General features: G+C 60.1%; 9 protein-coding genes. 5 read left to right on the top strand and 4 right to left on the bottom strand.

Annotation, left to right across the window (positions count from 1 at the left end; all coding sequences use genetic code 11):
• Nucleotides 1-335, bottom strand: a 335-nt coding sequence (locus T3A99_RS02365) for a DUF6124 family protein (RefSeq protein ID WP_322833894.1), incomplete at its 3' end; no start/stop codon positions are given.
• A 467-nt stretch (nt 336-802) separates the two neighbouring features.
• On the opposite strand from T3A99_RS02365, the gene T3A99_RS02360 reads away from it, so the two are divergent.
• Nucleotides 803-3,985, top strand: coding sequence for a hypothetical protein (locus T3A99_RS02360; RefSeq protein WP_322833893.1), 3,183 nt, complete (start codon nt 803-805; stop codon nt 3,983-3,985).
• A gap of 52 nt (nt 3,986-4,037) precedes the next feature.
• Here T3A99_RS02360 and T3A99_RS02355 read toward each other — a convergent pair whose 3' ends face one another.
• Together T3A99_RS02355 and T3A99_RS02350 are read right to left on the bottom strand one after the other, a co-directional pair.
• Nucleotides 4,038-5,405 carry a Fic family protein gene (locus tag T3A99_RS02355; RefSeq protein ID WP_231990620.1) on the bottom strand — a complete coding sequence of 456 codons (1,368 nt, stop codon included), beginning with the start codon at nt 5,403-5,405 and terminating at the stop codon, nt 4,038-4,040.
• A 125-nt stretch (nt 5,406-5,530) separates the two neighbouring features.
• A complete protein-coding gene (locus T3A99_RS02350; protein ID WP_076383671.1) occupies nt 5,531-5,896 on the bottom strand; it encodes a DUF6124 family protein in 366 nt (121 codons plus the stop codon).
• A gap of 981 nt (nt 5,897-6,877) precedes the next feature.
• Here T3A99_RS02350 and T3A99_RS02345 point away from each other — a divergent pair.
• From T3A99_RS02345 to T3A99_RS02330, 4 genes are all read left to right on the top strand, one after another.
• Nucleotides 6,878-9,160 carry a hypothetical protein gene (locus T3A99_RS02345; protein ID WP_322833892.1) on the top strand — a complete coding sequence of 761 codons (2,283 nt, stop codon included), beginning with the start codon at nt 6,878-6,880 and terminating at the stop codon, nt 9,158-9,160.
• A 132-nt stretch (nt 9,161-9,292) separates the two neighbouring features.
• Nucleotides 9,293-12,931 (top strand): Tc toxin subunit A, encoded by a 3,639-nt coding sequence (locus tag T3A99_RS02340; protein WP_322833891.1) that lies wholly within the window; start codon nt 9,293-9,295, stop codon nt 12,929-12,931.
• Nucleotides 12,928-17,013, top strand: a complete 4,086-nt coding sequence (locus tag T3A99_RS02335; protein WP_322833890.1) for a neuraminidase-like domain-containing protein — start codon at nt 12,928-12,930, stop codon at nt 17,011-17,013. The genes T3A99_RS02340 and T3A99_RS02335 overlap by 4 nt, the downstream gene beginning before the upstream one ends.
• Nucleotides 17,006-21,712 carry a hypothetical protein gene (locus tag T3A99_RS02330; RefSeq protein ID WP_322833889.1) on the top strand — a complete coding sequence of 1,569 codons (4,707 nt, stop codon included), beginning with the start codon at nt 17,006-17,008 and terminating at the stop codon, nt 21,710-21,712. The genes T3A99_RS02335 and T3A99_RS02330 overlap by 8 nt, the downstream gene beginning before the upstream one ends.
• A 16-nt stretch (nt 21,713-21,728) precedes the next feature.
• Here the strand turns inward: T3A99_RS02330 and T3A99_RS02325 are convergent, their stop codons facing one another.
• On the bottom strand, nt 21,729-23,060 hold the full coding sequence (locus T3A99_RS02325; RefSeq protein WP_139049269.1) for a DUF58 domain-containing protein: 1,332 nt from the start codon (nt 23,058-23,060) through the stop codon (nt 21,729-21,731).
• Between the last annotated feature and the right edge of the window lie 115 nt (nt 23,061-23,175).

The raw sequence follows: 23,175 nt of genomic DNA, 5'->3' as shown, positions 1-23,175 counted from the left end.
AACTTCTCCAGCAACAACACGCCCATCTCGCCCATCTGGTGAATCGCCAGGGCCAGGTTGCGTGGGGCGCCTTCCAGGTCTTCCGATAAATCCAGAATCAGCGTGCTTACCGAGCAGAAGGTTTCGTAGGTGTGGGCGAGCATGCCTTCGGGGTCGGCGTCGGGGGCGACGATGAAGTAGTCGAGTTGTCGTTCGGGTTTGTCCGGTTTGTCCGCGTTGGGCTTGAGGTAGTGGTCCAGGGCTTTTTGCGCGGCTTCGTCGAGCTTTTTGGTGTCGAGGGTTTTGTGAGCGGGTTGTGAATCGGTTTTCGGGGGATTGGGAGTTGGCTTGATCATATTCACTTCTCTTTGATAGCGCTGCCACCCGGTTCGCGACTAAACGATGGGTGGCGGCTGGACGCAGGTTAGTCGACCGGTGAGAAGTGAAACCGGCGCGCCCGAGAGCGCCCTGCGAACAGCCACCATCAAGTGCGGGGATAGGGGAGCCCGACTGGATGACGCTTGTGCACATCACTTCATTACCGGGCGACTAAACCCGATCGCTGGTTGTCAGCGACGCGAATCAAATTACGGGGCAAGGCCAAGGCGCACAAGCCGGCGGATTCTGGCGGATCTGTAGTCCGTTGCGCAAGGCGCTGTAGTCACCCGAATTTTCTTGCACCGGGGCCCCCGCCACTCGTCGGTACTGTCAGAACTAACAGGTGTTTAGGTAACCTGATTTGGCATTTACTGCGCTTAAGAAGGCTCTTGGCGTTTCTAACCAGTGCCTTTTTTTGCTTCAGTTAATAGTTGAGGAGTTAGTCATGGGCGCTGGCGACGACTTAGAAGAAAGCGAGCCAAAAGATGCTTCGCAGGGAGATGATAACGAGGGGGCGGTCAGTCACATTGACGATGCTCCTGATTCCGAGGATGTGTCATTTCCTGGTTCCTTAACGGGAGAAGTGTTTCTAGAGGCGATTGGTGGTTCTCTTTGGGCGAATTTTACTGCCTTGTATGCATGGTCGGCAGACGGCAGGTCTTTTCAATTGACGAGGCCGAAATACAGCGCGAAAGATAACGGTCGTAACAAGGGTAATGTTTACATCAAACTTAAGTCGGCAGCCGATACGGGTTGGCGCGAGCTAACTAGCGATAACGGGATTCAAGACGGGAAATGGCATGAAATAAACGCGACTTTAGAGGTGCAGGGAAATGCCAGTTTTGTAGAGGTATGGTTTGAGTACGTGTATGACATATACCTCGGGGACGATCCTCATATCTATGCTGATAAAACCTATAGGTTTGTGCCCAGCGCTCCTACCATCACAGGCCCGTCGGGTGAGATCGCCACGGCATCAATCACTGTTACAGGGTACGGTGGCATACATGGTGTCGGCTGGATCACTGTTCATAATGCTGACGGCGATGGTCTTTTGCGTGCTGCCGAAATCAAGATCGATGGTAGCTGGACCGCCATATTCGACATGCCGAGCGGGTTGGATACTCTGACCTATTACGCGATACAAAAAGTAGATACCGCGACATCCGCTAAATCGAATCAGAAGACCATTTACCGGGCCTCGACGACACTGACAGAGCCCGCAGCGAACGCCATCGTGCGCGCCGACGAGCTTGTCTTCAAGGGGCGAGGAGCTCCAGGCAATCAAATTTGGGCGGTTTTCCCTAACGCCGGCACTGAGCTGTCTGAAAGAGTCTCCGTCAACACCGAGAAAACGTGGGAGGCCCGGGGCAAGCTCCTGGCCAATGGACCCTGGTTAGCACAGGCTGCCTATCAGTCGGGGAGCGGACCCATTAGATATACCGAGGAACACCGTTCCTTCACTGTTTTGGGTAAACCGAGCATCACCCGGTCCACAGCCAATAAGGAGATGAGTTTCACGGTATATGGAAGAGATGGAATAGAGGGCGCCAGCGTCGAAGTGAGGCTCGATGTTATCGGTAGACCGGTCGGCCAAGGCACAGTAGCGTCGAATGGCTCCTGGAATGCCAGGGTTGAAGTACCGCCAGGGACGATTTCGTTGGTGGCGGAGCAAACCTATCAAACCGTCCCGTCGGGACTGAGTACTGCCCAGGCGTTTAAAGTGCGCCCCCCCAAGTTGACCGACGTCACCGTCACCACGCCGACGGACACCTCGGTGAAGTTCGAAGGCAGCGGCTACACCGGTTCAACCGTCCAGATCACGGTCGTCAGCGGGCCCGATGCCCCTGCGCCAGGCCCTGTGCCGGTGAACGGAGGCAGCTGGAACACAACCGCAACAAATTGGCCATTTGGTTCTTACAGCGTGAAGGCTGTCCAGCGGTTTCCCGACGGTGACAATGGCTGGATTGACTCGCAGCCGTACACGTTCCCGGTCAACCTGAGACTTCCAGACCCGACCGATATCACCTACACACCGGTCTACCGGCCCGTGTTCTCGGGTAAAGGTTTCAACGGTGCGACGGTGAAGATTCTGAATCCCGACGACTCCCCAGCGGCCCCCGAAAGAACGGTGTCCGGCGGTGTGTGGTCGAGCCCCGCCTCAGCGGAGTGGGGGCCGACGTTCGAGCGCCAGGTTAAAATCAGACAATTCAAGGATGGTCAGGAATCGCCAACCTGGCAGGAAATCGAGGTCACCATCCCACCGCTGGCACCGGTCATGAACGTGCCGGTGGAAAATGGTCTCTCGCCCAACCTCAGTGGCACTTGCTGGCCGGAGGCGGTGCTGACACTCACATTCAGTGACAGCGCCACCGAACACCCCATCGAGAACAACAACGGCACCTGGAGTTTCCGGCGCACCGAGCCGTTTGCCCCCGAGGTCACCCACACCGCGACCCTGATCCAGACCGCCGCCCAGCAACCCTCACCGCCAGCGCAAAGGACCTTCTCGGTTGCCACACCCATGCGCAAACCGGTGATCACGTATCCCGCTCCCAGTGCCGAGGTCGGTCGCGTGCTGACCGTCCGTGGGCGTGATGGTATGGCCGAGGCGTCGATGCAAGTGCGTGACGCGCAATTTCAAACGGAGCTGGGCGATCCCAAAGTGCTGACCGCCGACGGCGAATGGTCCGTCGAGTTGCCCGTGCTGGAGTTTCGTCCCTACACCATCGACGCGCAACAGACCCTGCGTGGGGAGCCGTCCGAGCGCAGTGAAACCCTGAGGTTCGAGGTGGTGGTGTTGCCACCGGAGTTTGACGTGCCGCAGCCGGGCGGCAACCTGCCGCGCAGCATGACGTTGTCTGGCACAGGCATGCAGGGCGGGTGGGTTGATATCTGGCTCCAGGGTGCAAGCGAGCCGTTGATCGAAGATGTTTTTGTGGGCGCCGATGGCTGGAGTGCTGACGTGACCCTACCGGTAGGCGAAACCACGATTGTGGCCCGGCAACGCTTCGAAGGTCGGCCCTCCAAGGACACTGCGCCGCTGACCTTCAACGTCGTGCCTGCTGCCCCGTTCATTGAAACCCCGGCCACCGACGAGCCCATCGGCCGGCGTGTGGTGGTGTCGGGTTTCGGTGTGCCGGGCGATACCGTGACGGTAAAACTGGGAGATGCCACGCATGCGGTGCTGGGCAGTAGCCCGGTGCTGGAGGATCGCACCTGGTCGGTGACGGTGGAGTTCGATCAACCCGGCGGCCTCTACGGCCTGATGGCCGTGGCGTCGAGCGAGGGTTTTGATTCCGCCGATTCGCCGGCGCGGTCGGTGGTGCTGGGCACCTATCAACCTTCCATCGACGTGCCCGTGGCCGGAGGTTGGGTCGATAACCCGGTTCGCTTCGAAGGCGAGGGAAGACCGGGTGTTGGGCAAGTGGTGAGCTGGTTCAATCCGGATCAAGTCTGGGCTTCGGATCTCAACGTCGAAGCGGGTGGTTGGCAGGGCGGGGCGTCGCAATCGCTGTCCGCTGGCGGCAACTGGTGCCGGTTCAGGCAGACCATCACCGACACGGCGGACGGCGCGACGGCCTCCGATTGGGTTGAGAGCGGGCGCTTTGAGGTTCGGCCTCATTAGTTGCCAGGCGGTCTCGTTATCCAGCAGCAACACATTGAGTCACCGCCACAACTCAACCCATTTGGAAATGCAGGTTCGCAAAGATCAATCCGGCGAAGCGTGCAGGCAGACCCACTTCTACCGTGCGGGATTTGGGGGTACTGCTGACCACTATCCCCGCTTCGATCAAGCGGCCCAGTTCTTCCGTTGCAAGCCGATCCTTCAAACCCGTGAACACCTTGAACTCTGCACGCGGCATCGCACCTTGGGTGAGAAGAGCCAACACCGCAGCTGCACTGGTGGGTCTGATACCGGCACGGCGAAGGTCGGGATCGGTTGAAAACACATGAACAACCTGCTCGCGCAGCCTGGCTGGGTTTAGCGACGTCGTCATGTATTCAATCTGGTCGTGGCAGACATCGAGCATGAACTCGATGAAGTTGAAGTAGTGACGCTGTGAGAGTTGTCCGCGCCCGTCATAGTCACCCTCGCGAGGGCGATCAGCCAAGGCCAGGAAGCGATAGTACTCATCTTGCCGGCGAGCCAGGCCACGAGACAGTGACCAGAGGAAAGGTTTTAGCCCAAGGTGAACAAGTTGCAGATGGGTGAGCATCCGAATCACTCGACCATTACCATCAAGGAAGGGGTGGACAAGCGCCACTCGGTGATGGGCTGCCAGGGCTGCGATCAATTGGCGCCGCGGATCCTTTATTCGTCCGTAATGCTGTTGCAGATGCTCAAGCATGGGCAATACAGCTGCGGCAGCTGGAGCGACATGTGCGCCAACCTGGACTTGCTCATTCTCTTCTGCCCGCAATCTGCCTGCTTCCATCATACGACCATCGCCTAAGGTCAGTTCCTCGATTGAAGCGTCCTTGAACAGCCGACGATGGATGGTCGCGATCAACTTGGGATCGAACATAGCGCAGAAGCTATCTGTTGGGCGCATTCGAAGCACCCGCTCCATCACCTCCTGCTGCGTCATGTGTTGCACGGCAAGCTCTTTGAGCTCCTTTCTTTCTCGTTTCGGTATTGTGCGCGCAGCCTGCAGGTCAGCGATCTCAGTTCGATGCCCTTCGATCAGATTCGAGTAGTAGGTATTGGTGATGCGCAACAGGCCCGCCAATTGCTTCGATGTCTCATCGGCGAGCCGTCCGGCAAGAAATTCTGCCTTACGCGGCAACTGATCGGCGGCCTGAATGATCGAGTCGGGCAGGTTTTCTGGCAGTACTGGGTCAAGGTACGTTTTCGAGATAATCATTTTTTTTGCTTCCAGAGAACACAAACGGCTATTTGTTTGGTGATTTCTGCGGAAATTTCTGCGGAAAATAAAACGGCTGATAGCGCCCGTATTTGCTTGGTTTAGTGATGTCGTACGATAGATGATTTCCGGTGCTTTTGCGGATTTTTGTGCGGAAACCCAAGATTGTTTAATCAGCACGTTCCCCAATTGGGACACTTGGAGCTGCCGAGTGCAACGAGGCTGCGATCTTTTTCCAGACGATTGAGTCCTGAACGAAAGATCGTCCGAACGCGGCCCGAGCCTTCGGCAGCTTCAGAGCTGCCTTAGCGCTGAACCTTCGTCTCGTTATCCAGCAACTTCTCCAGCAACAACACGCCCATCTCGCCCATCTGGTGAATCGCCAGGGCCAGGTTGCGTGGGGCGCCTTCCAGATCTTCCGATAAATCCAGAATCAGCGTGCTTACCGAGCAGAAGGTTTCGTAGGTGTGGGCGAGCATGCCTTCGGGGTCGGCGTCGGGGGCGACGATGAAGTAGTCGAGTTGTCGTTCGGGTTTGTCCGGTTTGTCCGCGTTGGGCTTGAGGTAGTGGTCCAGGGCTTTTTGCGCGGCTTTGTCGAGCTTTTTGGTGTCGAGGGTTTTGTGAGCGGGTTGTGAATCGGTTTTCGGGGGATTGGGTGTTGGCTTGATCATGATCGGTCTCCGTAGTGGGGCCGCCACCCGGCTCGCGACTAAACGAATGAAGGGAGGCGGCTGGACGCAGGTTAGTCGACCGGCGGAGACACGAAATCCGGCGCGCCCGAGGGCGCCCTGCGTACAGCCACCATCAAGTATGGGATAGGGAAAACCCCTCGAGATGACGCTTGTGCACATCGTGTCGAACCGCCGGGCGACTAAACCCGATCGCTGGTTGTCAGCGACACGAATCAAATTACGGGGCAAGGCCAAGGCGCACAAGCCGGCGGATTCTGGCGGATCTGTAGTCCGTTGCGCAAGGCGCTGTAGTCACCCGAATTTTCCTGCACCGGGGCCCCCGCCACTCGTCGGTACTGTCAGAACTAACAGGTGTTTAGATTCGCGAGATGGATATTCAATGAGCCCATGACCGAACTAGTCATATCGCCAGCCTGTTAACCAGAAACTACGGAGTGCGTCATGGACACTGACGACGATACTGAAAACGACGAGTCTGGCGAAAACACACAGGACATGGAGACTCATGATCCTGCGTTTCAAATCTTGTCTCCGTCGGGTTATATCCCAGAATCAACATTTCTTGTTTCAGGTGTCGGCGCCAGACCCGGCATTGGCGTAATGATTCTGGATGCCAGCACGGCCGAGAGCCTGGGCGCGGGTTACGATGTCAATAGTGACGGTAGCTGGACGGTGCACGCCGCCATGCGAAACGAGTCGGACTTAAGGTACGTCGCCGCCCAAACTGCACATGGAATAACGCGGCCAAAGACCGTTGTCAGGCGTCCAACCACCCTCACCAAGCCCCAATCGGCCGGTTTTTTGAATCCCGCTCAGGTTGTTTTCGGAGGGGTTTGCTTTCCGGGTGAAACTCCGATTGATCCCGGCATGGGCATCAGAGTACTCGACGGCACAACTGAATTGGCTTCGATGACTGCCGTAGGGCCAGAGACAACATGGGAAGTCAGGCCATCGGTGCCATTGTCCAGTAAAACTTATACTGTGCGGGCCGAATACAAAGTGCAGAGCAGCCCGGTTCTCAGTTACACCAATTACTTATCTTTCGAAGTGATGGGGCCACCGGTCATCACCGCGTCCACCGCCATTCAAGAGATGGGTTTCACTGTATACGGAACACACGGGAGGCCGGGCGCCAGCGTCGAAGTACGGCTCGATGTCATCGGTGATCCGGTCGGTCCTCCAGGCAGGGTAGAGGCGAACGGTTCCTGGAATGTCGACGTGCAAGTGCGGCCAGGGACGATTTCGTTGGTGGCGGAACAAACCTATCAAACCGTCCCGTCGGGACTGAGCACTGCCCAGGCGTTTAAAGTGCGCCCCCCCAAGTTGACCGACGTCACCGTCACCACGCCGACAGACACCTCGGTGAAGTTCGAAGGCAGCGGCTACACCGGTTCAACCGTCCAGATCACGGTCGTCAGTGGGCCTGATGCCCCAGCGCCGGGCCCTGTGCCGGTGAACGGAGGCAGCTGGAACACAACCGCAACAAATTGGCCATTTGGTTCTTACAGCGTGAAGGCTGTCCAGCGGTTTCCCGACGGTGACAATGGCTGGATTGACTCGCAGCCGTACACGTTCCCGGTCAACCTGAGACTTCCAGACCCGACCGATATCACCTACACACCGGTCTACCGGCCCGTGTTCTCGGGTAAAGGTTTCAACGGTGCGACGGTGAAGATTCTGAATCCCGACGACTCACCAGCGGCCCCCGAAAGAACGGTGTCCGGCGGTGTGTGGTCGAGCCCCGCCTCAGCGGAGTGGGGGCCGACGTTCGAGCGCCAGGTTAAAATCAGACAATTCAAGGATGGTCAGGAATCGCCAACCTGGCAGGAAATCGAGGTCACCATCCCACCGCTGGCACCGGTCATGAACGTGCCCGTGGAAAATGGTCTCTCGCCCAACCTCAGTGGCACTTGCTGGCCGGAGGCGGTGCTGACACTCACATTCAGTGACAGCGCCACCGAACACCCCGTCGAGAACAACAACGGCACTTGGAGTTTCCGGCGCACCGAGCCGTTTGCACCTGGGGTCACCCACACCGCGACCCTGATCCAGACCGCTGCCCAGCAAACCTCACCTGAAGCATCCAGAACTTTCACGGTCGCTTTGCCCGTGCGCAAGCCAGTGATCACGTACCCCACCCCCAGCGCCGAGGTCGGTCGCGTGCTGACCGTTCGTGGGCGTGATGGTATGGCCGAGGCGTCGATGCAAGTGCGTGACGCGCAATTTCAAACGGAGCTGGGCGAACCCAAAGTGCTGACCGCCGACGGCGAATGGTCCGTCGAGCTGCCCGTGCTGGAGTTTCGTCCCTACACCATCGACGCGCAACAGACCCTGCGTGGGGAGCCGTCCGAGCGCAGCGAAACCCTGAGGTTCGAGGTGGTGGTGTTACCACCGGAGTTTGACGTGCCGCAGCCGGGCGGCAACCTGCCGCGCAGCATGACGTTGTCTGGCACAGGCATGCAGGGCGGGCGGGTTGATATCTGGCTCCAGGGCGCAAGTGAGCCGTTGATCGAAGATGTTTTTGTGGGCGCCGATGGCTGGAGCGCTGACGTGACCCTGCCGGTAGGCGAAACCACGATTGTGGCCCGGCAACGCTTCGAAGGTCGGCCCTCCAGGGACACTGCGCCGCTGACCTTTAACGTCGTCCCTGCTGCCCCGTTCATTGAAACCCCGGCCACCGACGAGCCCATCGGCCGGCGCGTGGTGGTGTCGGGTTTCGGTGTGCCGGGCGATACCGTGACGGTAAAACTGGGAGACGCCACGCATGCGGTGCTGGGCAGTAGCCCGGTGCTGGAGGATCGCACCTGGTCGGTGACGGTGGAGCTCGATCAACCCGGCGGCCTCTACGGCCTGATGGCCGTGGCGTCGAGCGAGGGTTTTGATTCCGCCGATTCGCCGGCGCGGTCGGTGGTACTGGGCACCTATCAGCCTTCCATCGACGTGCCCGTGGCCGGAGGTTGGGTCGACAACCCGGTTCGCTTCGAAGGCGAGGGAAGACCGGGTGTTGGGCAAGTGGTGAGCTGGTTCAATCCGGATCAAGTCTGGGCTTCGGATCTCAACGTCGAAGCGGGTGGTTGGCAGGGCGGGGCGTCGCAATCGCTGGCCGCTGGCGGCAACTGGTGCCGGTTCAGGCAGACCATCACCGACACGGCAGACGGCGCGACGGCCTCCGATTGGGTCGAGAGCGGGCGCTTTGAGGTTCGGCCGCCCAGCAGCCCTAACCAGGCGCCCAACTCCCGATAGACGGTCATGAAACCTGTCGGTTCTGACAGTAGACGGCTTGGGCTCGCAAGCGCCAAATCACGTTAAGCAAACGCTCGGCCTGACGGCTTCGTCGGGCCGCTTCGGGCCGTTATCGAATTCGAGGACTCGTCCATGGCTGACTCCCGCCCCGCTTTACAGCTGCTGAATCAGGTGTTCAGTGACCAACAACTCACCCACTACGCAACGCTGCACACGTACCTCGAAGAGGGCGGTTCGATCTTTACGCTGGTGGAAAAGGGCGTGCAGGGATTGGTGAGGGACTTTGGCGTGAGCGCCGATGACGCTCGTCAGCTGTTACGGCGCCTCAACAGCATGGCCATTTACCTGCGGCGTCAGTTCATCGAGCACACCCTGTACGGTTCGGCAAAAGAGCAGCGGCGGGCAAGCAGTGGTTTACTGTCGATGGTTCAAGGCCCCAGTTTCGAGCTCTTGTTCAATCCTCAGTTCGACAGCTTGTGCCCACCCCAGGCCCTGGAGTCTTTCGCATCACCCGTGGCGTATTTGATTGAGTTGATGCGGTGGATCGAGCAACGCATCGAAGCGGTTTCGGTTTCAAGCGACGCAAGCAAGTTGCCCTTGCATGACCGGCGCAAAGACCTGAAGCCGCTGAGCATCGATTTCAACGCAGTGCATCAATCGGTGTCGTCGGTGGACATCATCGTCCCGGTGCTGGAAAAGTTTATCGGTCTGCTTCCGGAGGAACTGGAACAGGCCATGATCGAGGCGCGTTATCCCAACGGGCTGCCGTACTTCCAACATTGGGTCACGGTGGACACCGTTGCCCGCCACCATGGCCTGTCGGTGGGCAGTTTTGCCCAAAGCGTGAGCCCGTCCTTTCCGTATTTTTTCCAGACCCAGGCCTGGTACAGCGATGTGGGCCCGGCCCTGGCCCATGCGTCGCGGCTGGGGCCTTATCAGCGGCGGTTGCTGACGGAGCCGCCCGTAGAGTTTGAGGGAGAAGGGGAGGGAGGCGAATACGAACACATGATTTTTTATATGCAGAACTTCGGCGCCGACGCGCTGAATTGGCAGGACCTCAACGAGGTGCCGTTCTTCGGCGAACGGACCAAGCTCGACACCCAGGGGCTCGAGGCTTTGCTGTCGGTACGGGGCTTTGCGCCAGTGCGTTCGGCCAATGTGACGTACTCGTCGCAGGTGCCTGAAGAACCGGAAAGCGGGCGCTCCGGTTCGGTTTACCTCAACGCCAATGCCCACCCCGCTCTCCATATTACCGGTCGCGGAGAGGGCAATTTGTTTCTTCATAAACTCTCCGTGAGCCCAGGCAACGCGGCGGGACTTGCGCATTACGACCGAATGAATCGCAAGTTGCGCCTGGATCAATGGTTGGCACTGCCCAGCGAACAGGTGGATGCGCTGCTGGTGGCGGCCATCAAGGCTGAAGTGCGCGGTGGTGCGCCGGCAGATAACTGGTGGATCACCGAACAGGTCGTGCATGCCCTCGGGCTGTTTCAGTCGTTGCGCGAGCGCTGTGAATGCCCGGTGAACGACTTTGCCGTGTTTATCGACGAGTTGTCGATTTACGGTCGCGGTGAAGCACTGTCCCAATTCGATCAGCTCTTCAATGGCCAGGGCGATTACCGTGACCCCTTGAAGCTCGACGGCGGAACGTTTCCGATCGTGCCGGCACCTGAGGTGCCCGACCTGACCGTCAGCCAATTGTGCAGCGCGTTGGGCATCGACCTGCAGACCTACAACTACCTGGCCCTGGCGATTGCCAATGCCCATGGCATCGACGGCGACAGTCTGCCGCGTAACCTGGCGATCGTGTCCAGTTTCTACCGCATGGTGAAGCTGCCCCGGCTGTTGGGCATTACCCCGGTCGAAGGCGTGTTGTTGCTGACGGTGTTGGGTGGGGAGCTTTGGCTCAACGGTTTGGCGGGTGTGCCCCGGATCAACTCCACCACAAGCGATAGCCCGGATGTGCTGAACCTCATCCATGCCATGCAATTGTGTGTGGACTGGTGTGCCGATCACGACCTGCCGGTGCTTTGGATGGTGCAGCAGGTCTCGCCGCCTTCTGCGCTGGACGCTTCCCGGGACGCTGAGGGTCGGCTTTTTGAGCAGTTGCTCAATCTGTTGCCCGGCGCACTGCTCACCCACTCGGCGATCCTGATGGGCGGTGTGCCGGCGATGGCGGGCGCCAGTTGGCTGGAGCTGCTGGGGATGCAAACGACATTGGTCGAGTCCGATGGGCTGGTGATGTCGCGCACGGGAACCGAGGCTCAATACCTGGACTTTGCGCGAAGAGAGCTTGATTACGCCGTGACCATCGGCCTCGGTGAACAATATGAACTGGAGCGCCCCGCCATCGTCGAGAGGCTCCTCGCCGTGGTGTTGGAGGCCAGGGACGCCCAGGTCTCGGTGGTCAAGGAATGCCTGGCGGTTTACACGGGTATCGGTTCCGAGCAAGCGCTCGAGGTGCTGGCGTGGGCCAATTCAACGGTGAGCCGGTTGCTGCGTCTGGTGCTCGAACGTGACCTTTCGCATCTTGAAGGCTCGGTGAAGCGACGCAACGCCTTGGCTGACCCATTGCTTGCGCTGCTGGCCGATGTGCGCCGTCGCAGTGCGGTGGTGGCGAAACTTGAGCTGAGCGCAGAGGTGTTGCGCGACTATCTGGATTACGGCCATAAAGCCTGGCTGGACCAGGACGACAAGCACGCGTTCACGGTGCGCACGCTTTATTACCTGACCACCCTCAACCGTGCGTTCGAGCTGAGCGACCAGCCGGCGCAGACGCTGCTCGACTACCTGCGCGAGGTCAATGCGCTGCCTTCTCCGATAGGGGGGCATGCACTGCGTCTGGCCGAACAAGCGGCGTCCATCCGGCTGGCCGGGTTTTTTGACTGGAGCGTGCAGGAGGTGCGCGAGTGCGTCAGCCGCTTCCAATCTGCGCAAAAAATCCTGAAAAACCTGCCCCAGCTCGATCTGTTGATGCGGGTCCGGGTGCTGGCGGCGCGCACCGGCATGGATGCCTTGACGATTTTCCTGATGGGCGGGCTGCCAGAAGAGATCAACAAACCCGCCTACAAGGCCGCCGCCGAACATGCCTTGCTGAGCCTGTCCGAATCCGATAGGCCGTTGGTGACCTTTACCGGGGATCTGAAGCAGCTCGTTACTGTGACGTGCAATCCGGACAAGTCCACGGTGGTGGCTGGGACTGATGAAACAATCACCTTCACCGTCACCCTTATGGACAGCGACGGGAACCCGTTGAGCGGCGTCAACGTTTACTGGAGCGCTGAACTGGGGACCGTTGAAACCAAGGCTACGGAACCCGACGGCGTGGTTGAGGCCGTGTACAAACCGGGCAAGGTGACGGGGTGGGACACGCCGCAATTCTGGCTCGATCTGTTTGAGCGTGAGTATGCCCCGACCGTCGAGGTCACTATCGATGCTGAACACATAGCCATCCCACTACGGTCCATGTCACCGGTACCTCTGGAAGCGGTACCTGCCGGTCAGGAAGTCGAACTCTACGCCACCATCAAGGACGTCCATGGAAACATTGCGAAAAACCATCTGACGCGCTGGTTAAGCAGTGACTTGGACGACGGGGGAGGCACGGTGGTTTATCGACCGGATCAGAGCTACACCAACCAGGAGGGCGTGGCCCGAACATTTGTTTCCAGCCCTACTGGCGGAAAGTTCCAGATCAGCGTTGCCCCTGAAGGTAACGTGTTAGCTAATTTCCCGCCCATCATCTTTGAAAGCGAGGAGCAAGTACCATGACTCTGAACACGTTGAGTGACTTGCTCGAAAAACGCCGGACCGCCCTGATCGAATACAGCCTCGGGCACGTTGAAAAAAGTGGTCAGAATCCTCCGTACAACTTCCTGCGGACCCCGGCGGACCTGTTCGAACTGCTGCGCCTGGATCCCCTGGACAGTTACCCGGTGCAAAGCTCCTGGGTCGCCGAAGCGACCAGTTGCGCCCAGCAGTTCATCCACGCCGCCTACCGCAAACTGGAACCCGGCTATGCCGACACCGAGTTCGACAAGCGGGACCTGGCCACCTGGGAGCTCTACAACAACTACCCGGATTGGTCGGCGCTGCAAATGATCGCGCTGTACCCGGAAAACTTCATCAACCCCTTCGTGCGGCAGCGCAAGACCAGCCTGTTCAAGACCCTTGAAAACAACCTCAACCAGGCACACTTGAACAGCGATTCGGTGCAGGTTGCCTTGCAGGAGTACCTGCAAACCTTCGAGCAAACCTGCAACCTGGACGTGCTCAGCAGCTACATGGACAGCGCCTCGCCGGCCCGGGCCGACTACTACTTTGTCGGTCGCCAGCGGGTGCCGCCTTACCAATACTTCTGGCGCAAGGCCGAGGTCGAGCTCTCTCCCACTTGCCCGGCCATCAACCCGGCGGCCTGGAGTGAATGGTTGCCGGTGGACACGCCCACGGGCGTGACGATACTGGATATCCGCCCGGTGTTCTGGAGCGGAAGGCTCTGCCTGGTGTGGGCCGAATGGCAGTACAAGGTCGAAAGCGTGGACGAGGACGACGTAAGCCTGCCGCACCGGCTGGACATCAAAGTGGCGTTCATGGCCCAGAATGGCCGATGGTCGGCACCGCTGAGCCTGCACAGCAGCGTGCATGACGACGACCTTTCCCAAGGCGCCCGGTTGATTGCGACGGTGTGGGCCGACCCCTACAACCCCAAGGGCAAGCTGGGCGTTTTTTTGACCAACGCTGAGGACTCCCTCAAGGTGTTTGCGGTGCGTGACGTGTTGTTCCGCCCCGTGGCCTGGGACGATGGCGGCTGGCTGGAACACTCGGCGCTCAAGCGATTTGTCACGGCTGAGACGGTGCAACATCCGCTGATGAATCAGCCGACCATGGTCACCTCCGTGGAGAGGACGGGCAGTTTGACACCGTACCTGAGCCTGCAGGCGGTGGTGTTTCGCGACGCCAGCACCGACATGGACAAGCTGTTTGTGCAGGGCTATTGCAGGCCAACGGGTTTGACCGGAGAGGCCACCTTTGACCTGACGTTGCAAAATTCGGCCGACGACCCTCCACCCATTTCGGGAAGTTTTCCCTTGGCCGGTGGCTGGAGTACCGAATGGCAGGAGTTTCAGCGTGAGAGTGGCTCATGGCCGGAGCCAACAACGTTTTCGTTCGGGCATACCGCAACCACGGGTGGATATGGCCGAAATAAATTCGAACTGACCATCATCAACGTCACGAAGTTTGCCCCTGTCTCACTGCTCAAGAACAGCCTCGATGCAGCGCAGTTTCTCTCCCTCAACCAACCCGAGCTGACCCTTAAGTACGCCCGCCTGAATTCGCTGTTCGGCCCCGAGCTGGTGCAGCGCTCGAATATCTCCGTCGAGGCGGTGCTGGATTGGGACACGCAGTTTCTGCCGGAGCCGCCCCCGGAAAGCCAAACGATCAGCGAGCCGAACGGAGCCTTCGACGGCGCTAACGGTCTGTTTTTCTGGGAGCTGTTTTTCCACCTGCCGCATCTGGTGGCCACACGTTTGCGCACCGAGGACCGCTTCCTGGAAGCGCAGAAATGGTTGCATTATCTGTTCGACCCGCAAGCGCCGGCCGACCCGGCCAACGACCCTCAGTACCCGAATCCAAAACCGAAGTATTGGCGCTGCCGCCCTTTGAATAGCAACGGCAACCTGGGCTGTGAAACCCAGGCGCCCACCGACCCTGACGCCATCGGCTATTCGGCGCCCCGGCACTTTCAGATTCTGGTGTTCTCGGAGTACGTCAAGAACTTGCTGGCCTGGGGCGACTGGTATTACCGCCAGCTCACCCGTGACAGCCTGGTGGCGGCCAAGCTGTGTTACGTGCAGGCCGAATTTCTGATGGGCAAGGCACCGGCGGTGCGCACGGTCAACCGCTGGGAAACCGACACGGTAGACAGCTTGATGAACAAAAGCAGGTCGCGACCGGCACTTGAGCAGTTCGAGCAAAGCCTGGCGTTCAGCCTCGCGGATTTCCCCGCGGCCGCCGAAGCGCCGCCGCTGCTGGGGCTGTTGGCCAACGAGCCTTTCAAGGCTCCGATCAATGAGCAGTTGCTCGCGCTGTACGACTTGCCCGGCCAGCGCCTGCATAACCTGCGCAACAACCTCACCCTGGACGGCAAGCCACTGGACACACCGCTATTCAGCCCACCCACCGATCCCAACGCGTTGTTGCGCGACCTGGCGGCCGGTGGTGTCGGTGCGCCAAGGCCCATGGGCGGTCGGTTGGTGGTGGGGGCTTTCCGCTGGCGCACGACGTTCGAGGTGGCATTGCGCGCCGTGCAGGCGCTCCAGGATCACGGCGCCCAAGTGCTGCGTCTGCTTGAACAACGGGACCAGGCCGAGCAGCAGGAACTGCAACAAAACCATCTGGTGGAACTGGGCAGCTACGCCCAGACGGTGCAGGAACAGAACATCACTCAGCTCCAGGCGAGCAGGACTGCGCTGCAGCAAAGCCGGGCGGTGGCAGAGGAGCGGGCAACCGCTTATGAGCGTCTCTATAACGAAAACGTGTCGAAGGTTGAATACGAGGTCATGGAGAGCTTGCAGCTTTCCAAAATCCTGGCATTGACCTCGGCAAGCATCAAACCCGCGGGCGCCGTGATTGCCTCGATGCCCAATATTTTTGGTTTGGCCGCCGGTGGGCATCGTCTCGAGAAAATAGCCGACGCGGTTTGTTTCGGTCTGGATGTTGCTTCGTCGGTGTTGCAAATGGACGCGGACAAACAGGCCACCACCGAAAGTTACCGGCGTCGCCGTGAAGAATGGCTACTGCAACGTAATCAGGCGCAGGCGGAGGTGCGTGCGCTCGATGCGCAAATCACCGCTCAGACCCACGCGGTGAGCGCCGCTCAAACCACGCTGGATCAAACCCTGCTGGCCAACAACCAGGCCTTGACGGTGTACAACTTCATCAAAAAGCGCGCGTCCAATGCCGAGCTGTATGGCTGGCTGCTGGGTCAGTTCAAGGCGTTGCATTACCAGGCCTACGATGCCGTCGTCAGTCTGTGCCTCAGCGCCCAGGCCTCGCTGAGTGCCGAAACCGGTGACTATGATTCGCAGATCCCCTTGCCCCAGGTCTGGCTGGACAACCGTCACGGTCTGACGGCAGGCGAACACCTGCGCGGGCATTTGATGCGCATGGAGCGCGAGTACCTGCAACGCTTTGAACGGCGGTTGGAGCTGGTCAAGACCATTTCCTTGCGCCAGTTGTTCGATGATGCGAGCGACCCGCAGGCCCCCAACAGCAGTTGGGCGAGCGCCCTGGATCAGTTGCGCACCAAGGGAACGCTGGAGTTCAAACTCTCTCAATTGCTGTTCGACCGCGACCACCCGGGGCATTACTGCCGGCAAATCAGCTCGGTCGAGGTCGACCTGCCTGTGCTGATCGGGCCCTATGAACATGTACGTGCCACCTTGCTGCAGATCAGCAGCATGACGGCTACCAAGGCATCCCTTCCAGCGGTGAAGTACTTGCATGATCCCGTGGGTAACGTGGCGCCTTCCGATGTGCAGATCAACCTGCGCAGCGGTCAGCAGATCGCCTTGTCGATGGGGCTTGGCGACCACGGCATGGTGGCGATGAAACCCGATGACAGCATGCTCAACCCCTTCGAAAACACCGGGGTGGTTTCACGCTGGCTGTTGAGTTTTCCAAGGGCGGTCCAGGAGCCGCAGAAGAGCACGCTGCTGTCGTTGACGGACATCATCGTGCGCATCCGTTACATGGCCAGGGCCGGCGAGCCACCGTTCGTGCGAGCCGTCGAAGATCAGATCAGCCTGACTCCCCCCTACTCAACCGCCGAAGGAGCAGCTCGCCATGAATAAGCCGATTGTCCTGGCCAATGAAAATCTGGTGCTCAATGGCGACTTTGAAAACTGGATCGAGCATTGGACACGGGGACCGATTCCGGGCGACCTGGGCACTGGGAAGGAATGGTATGAGGGGGAGGAGGAGTTCGTTAGTTTTCTGATCATCGGCGATGAGGCTTCGGTCAGTCAGGCGCTGACGGCGCCCAAGGATCCAGGCGCTCCAGCGCGCTACGTCCTCACCTTCCTGTGCGAGACGAGGCATACCGAACCGGGCAGGCTGGTCATTAGCAGCGATAAACATCCGCAGGAGCAGGAAATCCTGTTGCCGCGAGGAGCAGCCCGGGATGTGGAGGAGGATCAGGCACGGCTGAGGGACGGTCAGCCGCTGGATTACAGACCTATTGCCTACAACGTACCCTTGGACCTGCCGTTCAACGCTCAAGACACCCTCACGCTGAATATTCAAAGCCCGCGAAACGCCCCCGAAGACGACATCGGGGCCATCCGCATTACGCGCATCAACCTCCAGGTGTACCTTGAGCCAGTGCTGATGCAAGCGTTCAAGCTTGACGAGCAGACACTGCCGGCAACCGGGCCTTTGTACGTGTGCCTGGGGGCCTCGGGTGACTTGGCTCATCAGCTTGAATTCAGGCCCGATCCGGACAATGCATGGGCCGGCACCCAAGCCGCGTTGACCAGCGATGACAACCCCCAGGGCGCGGTGCTCGCGACCCCGGCCTGGGGTGTGGATCACCCGTTGGATTCGGCCTGGGCCCTGGACTGTCCGGCGATCGGTGAAGACGGTCCCTATCTGTTTTCGATGGACCTGGTTAACCAGTACGCCGCCGATGCTTATCCGGTGCAGGTGTCCCTGGGGCATCATCGGCTGGCCTTTCGTGGCGTGCTCGAGGCGGCGTATTACCCGGTGCTTGAATACGACCAAAGTGTGCGTTTGGGGGTGCAGGTCACTTCCTATTACACCGGGCAACCCTTGAGCGACCGCACCGTGAACTGGACCTCCACGACCGGGCAGGTCACCGGCGTTGCCGTCAGCCGAACTGACGGCTGGGCCTACTTCGATTTTCAACCGACGCAGGCCGGTGATGTCGAGATCCAGGCGTCGGTCGAGAGCCTCTACTACGCCTCTGGCACGCTGACTCAAACCCTGACAGTGCGGGTGCTGGCCACGGATCCGTGGAAGGATGTGCTGACGGTGGTCGAGGGGGTTGAGTCGCGTTGGGAGGAAAAAACCGGTTACCCCAACCGCGGCTCGGAGTATCCCCTCGACGTGAAACTGCCCGCCGCCAGCCCCTTGCAGGGGACGCAGTTGTCGTTGCATTGGAGTGGTGATTCCCACGAGCAACTGGGGGTGGCCGTCAGCCCGGCCCTTGAAGCTCCGGTGCCGGTCACCGGCGCCGAACTGGCCTGGACCCTGACCAGCGAAGATCGGTCTGACGGTCGGTTCGACCTGCAACTGAGCTGCTCGAAACTGTTGCTGCCTTCACCGAAAAAAAACATGTCGCTGGCGCGCAATCTGGTTCGGGTGGGTGAAGTCCGAGAGGCCAACAAGTTTCCCGTGGTGGACGAAAACGAAAGCGTGCTGTTGCGGGTGCAGGTGGTGCACTTCGTGGCCAGCGGCGACGGCGATCCGGTCATCAATGCCCAGGTCGAATGGAAAACCGGGGGCGAGACGCTATCCACCGTTACCACCGGCATCGGCGGTTGGGCCAGTGTGTTGTACACGCCGCAGAGTGCGGGGGACAAAGTGGTCATCGCCAGCATCAAGGCCCATGGCGAGGCCGTGGCGGTGGAGCGCCCGTTTGAGGTGAAGGCGATTGCCACCAGCCCCTGGAAAAACGAGGTCAGTATTCTGCTCGATGGCGAGGTGGTTGAGCGCAATGCGCTCGGTGTGCTCTGCCGGCGCGGGCAGACGCACACACTCAAAGTGCTGCCCAATTCCGGCAGCTCGTGGATCGGTAAGAACATCAGTCTGCATTGGCGCGGGACGGCGCCGGATATCGGGCTGGTGCCCAGTGACCTTGGAACGCCCAAAGCGCTGGTGGCAGCCGGTACGGAGTGGAATCTCGCCTCACAAGCGAATACGAGCACCAGCAGCCTGTTTGAGCTGGAGTTGCGCCTGGAGAGCGTTTCAATCGTTCGCGAGCTGACGGGGCGATTGGTGTCTGAGAATCTGACGGAAGAAGTCAGCCTTAGACTCGACCAGATAGCCGCCGCACTGGACGCCCAGGCGCTTTATCCGTGTCTGGGCGCGCTTCATCGTTTTAGCGTTTTACCCAATGCGCTGAGCCCGCTGGTGGGGTTGGAATCAACGTTGGCGTGGTCGGGGACACCCGCCGAGGAACTGGGGGCAACGGTGCGCCCTGCGTTGAATCTTGCGCAACCGATCAACGACGGCGGCGCGATCTGGACGCTGGACTTTTCCGCCAGTGAACAACCGGGCGAGTTTGCCCTGGCGTGGGCAGTGCCTGCGCTGGACTTCGTCGCCACGGCCAAGCCGATGACGCTGGCGCATAACAAAGTCAGGATCCAGGGCTGGCGCGAATCGCCGGTCGACCCAGTGGTCGGGCAGGATCCTGCGTGGCTGTGGGTCCAGGTGGTTTCCCACTTCACCGGGCGTGCCGTGGAGCAGGTGCCGGTGACCTGGACAGCGGGCAGTTCAAGCGCGCAACCCACCGACGCCGATGGCTGGTCGGGTTTTGCCGTGGCGCCGGCCGCCGCCGGCACCCAGACAGTGAAGGCCTCGGTGAGCAGTCGTTACGACGGCTACGAAGAGGAACGGCCCTTTGAAGTCACGGCGCTGGCAAGTGATCCGTGGGCGGGGCTGACGGTCCGGTTTGATGGCGCGCCCGCGCGACCCTGGGGTGAAAAAACCTACTTTCCGCGCCGCAAGGGCGAACATGTTTTTGAGCTGATGGCCTCCGAGAACAGCCCTTTGTTCGAGCGTGAGCTGACGCTTGGCATGACCGGAACCGGGCCCACCGAACTGGGCATCAGCTTTTTACCTGACCCCTTGGGAATGCCTCGCGAGTTTCCCAGCGAGGGCTTGCGTTTCACGCTCAAGGCCGGCGATCTGAAGGACGGCAGCTTTGCCTTGCGCCTGGCGTCCCAGCGTCTGGCCAGCCTATCCCCGGCGAATGCGATGTCGTTGGGCGAGGGCGAGCAAGTGCTGGAGATCCGCTGGGACAGCGGGGTTCAGCAAATACTGGAGTGGGAGCAGGAACTGGTCGAACAGGTCACCGTGATCTCCTCCATCAGTGGCAGGCCGATTGCCGGGGTGATCGTGACCTGGCGCGGTGATGACCTGGGGGAAGTGACCACCGTGACCGATTATTACGGGGTGGCGCGCGTGCGTTATGTGCCCACCACGCCCGGCGCGGCACAGTTGACTGCGACGGTGGGGGAAGGGCCGTACGCGGCATCGGTGGCGCTGTCGTACTTCTTGCACCAGCCCCGGGAAATCCAGTCGCTCACCAGCGACCAAGCCAATGGTCATATCGGCGAGCTGGTTTCAGCGCTCGTGACCGTGGTGTCGGCCATGACCGGCGAGCCCTTGGAAGACGTCGAGGTGCGGTGGGAGTACCCCCACATCACGATTGCGCCGACCCGGACAAATGCCGACGGGCAAGCCCCGGTGCAGTTCAGGTTGCCTGGCGTGCGGAAGGGGGTGCTATACGCCATTGTCACGGGGGGCTATGCGGGATGGGAGGTGGCAGGTCTGACCTTTGAGCTGCTGCCCAATGACATGACCTGGCTTCAGGAATTCAACCCCTACATCAATGGCCAACCCGTAAGGTGGCCTGACGTGGAACTGAATCTGGTCCCCGGAGAGGTTTGCACGCTGACGCTGGATTATGAGTACAGCTGGTTGATCGGCGATCCTGATGCGCAAGTCCTTCTGGAATATAAGCCGGGCGAACAAGCACAGGGTTTGATATTCGATCCGCCGTTGGGGCAGTTGGTGGCGATGGAGGCGGGGAGTACTGCGTTGAGCTGGTCTATCTCCACCCAGGAGACCCAGATTGACCCGTTTGTACTGCAATTCGATATGCCGCTGATGAGCGGGATGCCGAAGTCTCCGCCATTGCCGGGGCAAATAAGTCAGCCGGAGTTTGAGAACACATTTGACGAAATTCCAGTGAGTTTCGGAGGCCGTGCCTATCCCTGCCATGGCGCAAGGCACACTTTTACCGTGCGACCGCACTCCTCCAGCCAGTTTCTGAATAAAAATGTAAAACTGGTATGGAGTGGGGAGCCCGCCGCAGATCTCGGTGTGGTGATCACCCCCCCATTGCACACTCCCCAGTTGCTGGGCCCGGAGGGCGTGACGTGGCAGTTGAATTTCTTGAATACGACCCAGGATGCGGACTTTTCCTTGCACATGGAAGCCGTGGAGTCGGGGGAGACGACTGAGGTATTGGCCATGTCATTGGGCAATAACCTGGTAAAGGTTGAACGTTGGACGACGAGACTGAATATGGACAGCTCAACGACGAGTCCGCCACCTGATCGTATAAAGAGCATTCGTGCCCGTTCTCGGTATTCGAATAAAGTCGCCGCCGGGCTTGAGGTACTCGTCAACGGCGGGCCTTCCGGCATTCGCACCGATGAACGCGGTGAGGCTTCAATAGACGAGTTTGGAGACGATAATTTTCATTTGTCGATCCGTAACCGTTACGACGGAAGTACGGTCTGACAACGCTTCTGAGGGTCTACAAATTCCCCGCCTTCTTCCACCCCAGATACAACGTCACCAGCTCGGCCCCCAACTCCCCGGGCCGGGCTTGCAGCACCGCCACCCCATGGGCACTCAAGCGCTCATGCAGTTCGGCCCGGGCGTTCAAATAATCCACTGTCCCGCAATAGGTCAGGGCTTCGGGCAGGGTTTGCACCGGTGCCTGGCGTAAGCGGTCGAGTGCCTCTTCCCGCAGGCTCGCCACCAGAACCCGATGCTGTTGGCCCAGGCGTTTGACGGCGGCCAGCAGCTCCTCATCGTCTTCATCGCGAAGGTTGGTCACCAGCACCACCAGGGCTCGGCGCTTTTGCCGGGTCAGCAGTTGGGTGACGGCGGCCTGGTAGTCGGCCGGGCGTTGGCTGCTGTCCAGGTCGTACACGGTGTTGAGCAACACGTTGAGTTGACCGGTGCCTTTGACCGGTGCGAGGTAGCGTGGCTGTTCGCTGGCGAAGGTGCTCAGGCCCACGGCGTCACCCTGGCGCAGCGCGGTGTAGCTGAGCAGCAGGCAGGCGTTGAGAGCGTGGTCGAAGTGCGCCAGCTCGCCGTCCTGGCTGCGCATGCGCCGGCCACAATCGAGCATGAAGATGATCTGCTGGTCGCGCTCGTCTTCGTACTCCCGGGCAATCGGTGTGCGATGGCGGGCAGTGGCCTTCCAGTCGATCTGGCGCAGGCTGTCGCCTTCGCGAAATTCGCGCAGTTGATGAAACTCCTGCCCCTGGCCGCGCCGTTGGCGCTGGCGGATACCCAATTGGCTGAGCCAGTTGTCCACCGCCAGCAGTTGACCGTCGTAGAGCCTGGCGAAATCCGGGTAGACGCGGGTGTGGTCGAGGGCGTCCAGCAGACGTTTGCCGGCCCACAGGCCCAATGGGCTGGGCAGGCTGATTTCGCAGTGTTCAAAGCTGAAGTGACCGCGCTTGAGCGGGCGCAGGCGGTAGCCAACCTGGCTGTGTTGACCGGGTTGCAGCTCGACCGACAAGGGGAGGCTTTCGAAGTCCAGGCCGTCGGGGACGTGATCGAAGACCTGAACATTCAGCGGCTGCGCAAAGTCATGGCTGATCTGTAGTCGCACTTCGCTCCAGCGACCCAGTGCCAGGCTGCCGGGCATCTGCCGTTGCACCCGGGGCGAGGGCAAGCGCTTGAGGCGTACGGCATCAAGTATTGCCAGGGCCAAAAGGGCCAGCAGCAACCCCCAGTGGATCGACAGCAACATCGATGGAACCGCAACGCCCAGCGCCCGCAACGCGCCCAGCACGATGCCGAGGGCCAGCAGAATGGCGAGCCAGGTCAGCAGTAGGCGCGCGGGTTTCATGGGGGCGTTCCCTTGGAGAAGGTATTTGCTTTGGTAAAAGAGTTTGCCGCCAAGAGGTTTCCTGTGGCGAGGGAGCTTGCTCCCGCTGGACGCGTAGCGTCCCCTTGCGGTGTGC

It is taken from the genome of Pseudomonas sp. N-137 (assembly GCF_034555295.1).
Classification (GTDB): Bacteria; Pseudomonadota; Gammaproteobacteria; order Pseudomonadales; family Pseudomonadaceae; genus Aquipseudomonas; species Aquipseudomonas rhizophila.
The sequence above is the reverse complement of the archived record's forward strand: the minus strand, read 5'-3'. Positions and strand labels throughout refer to the sequence as shown.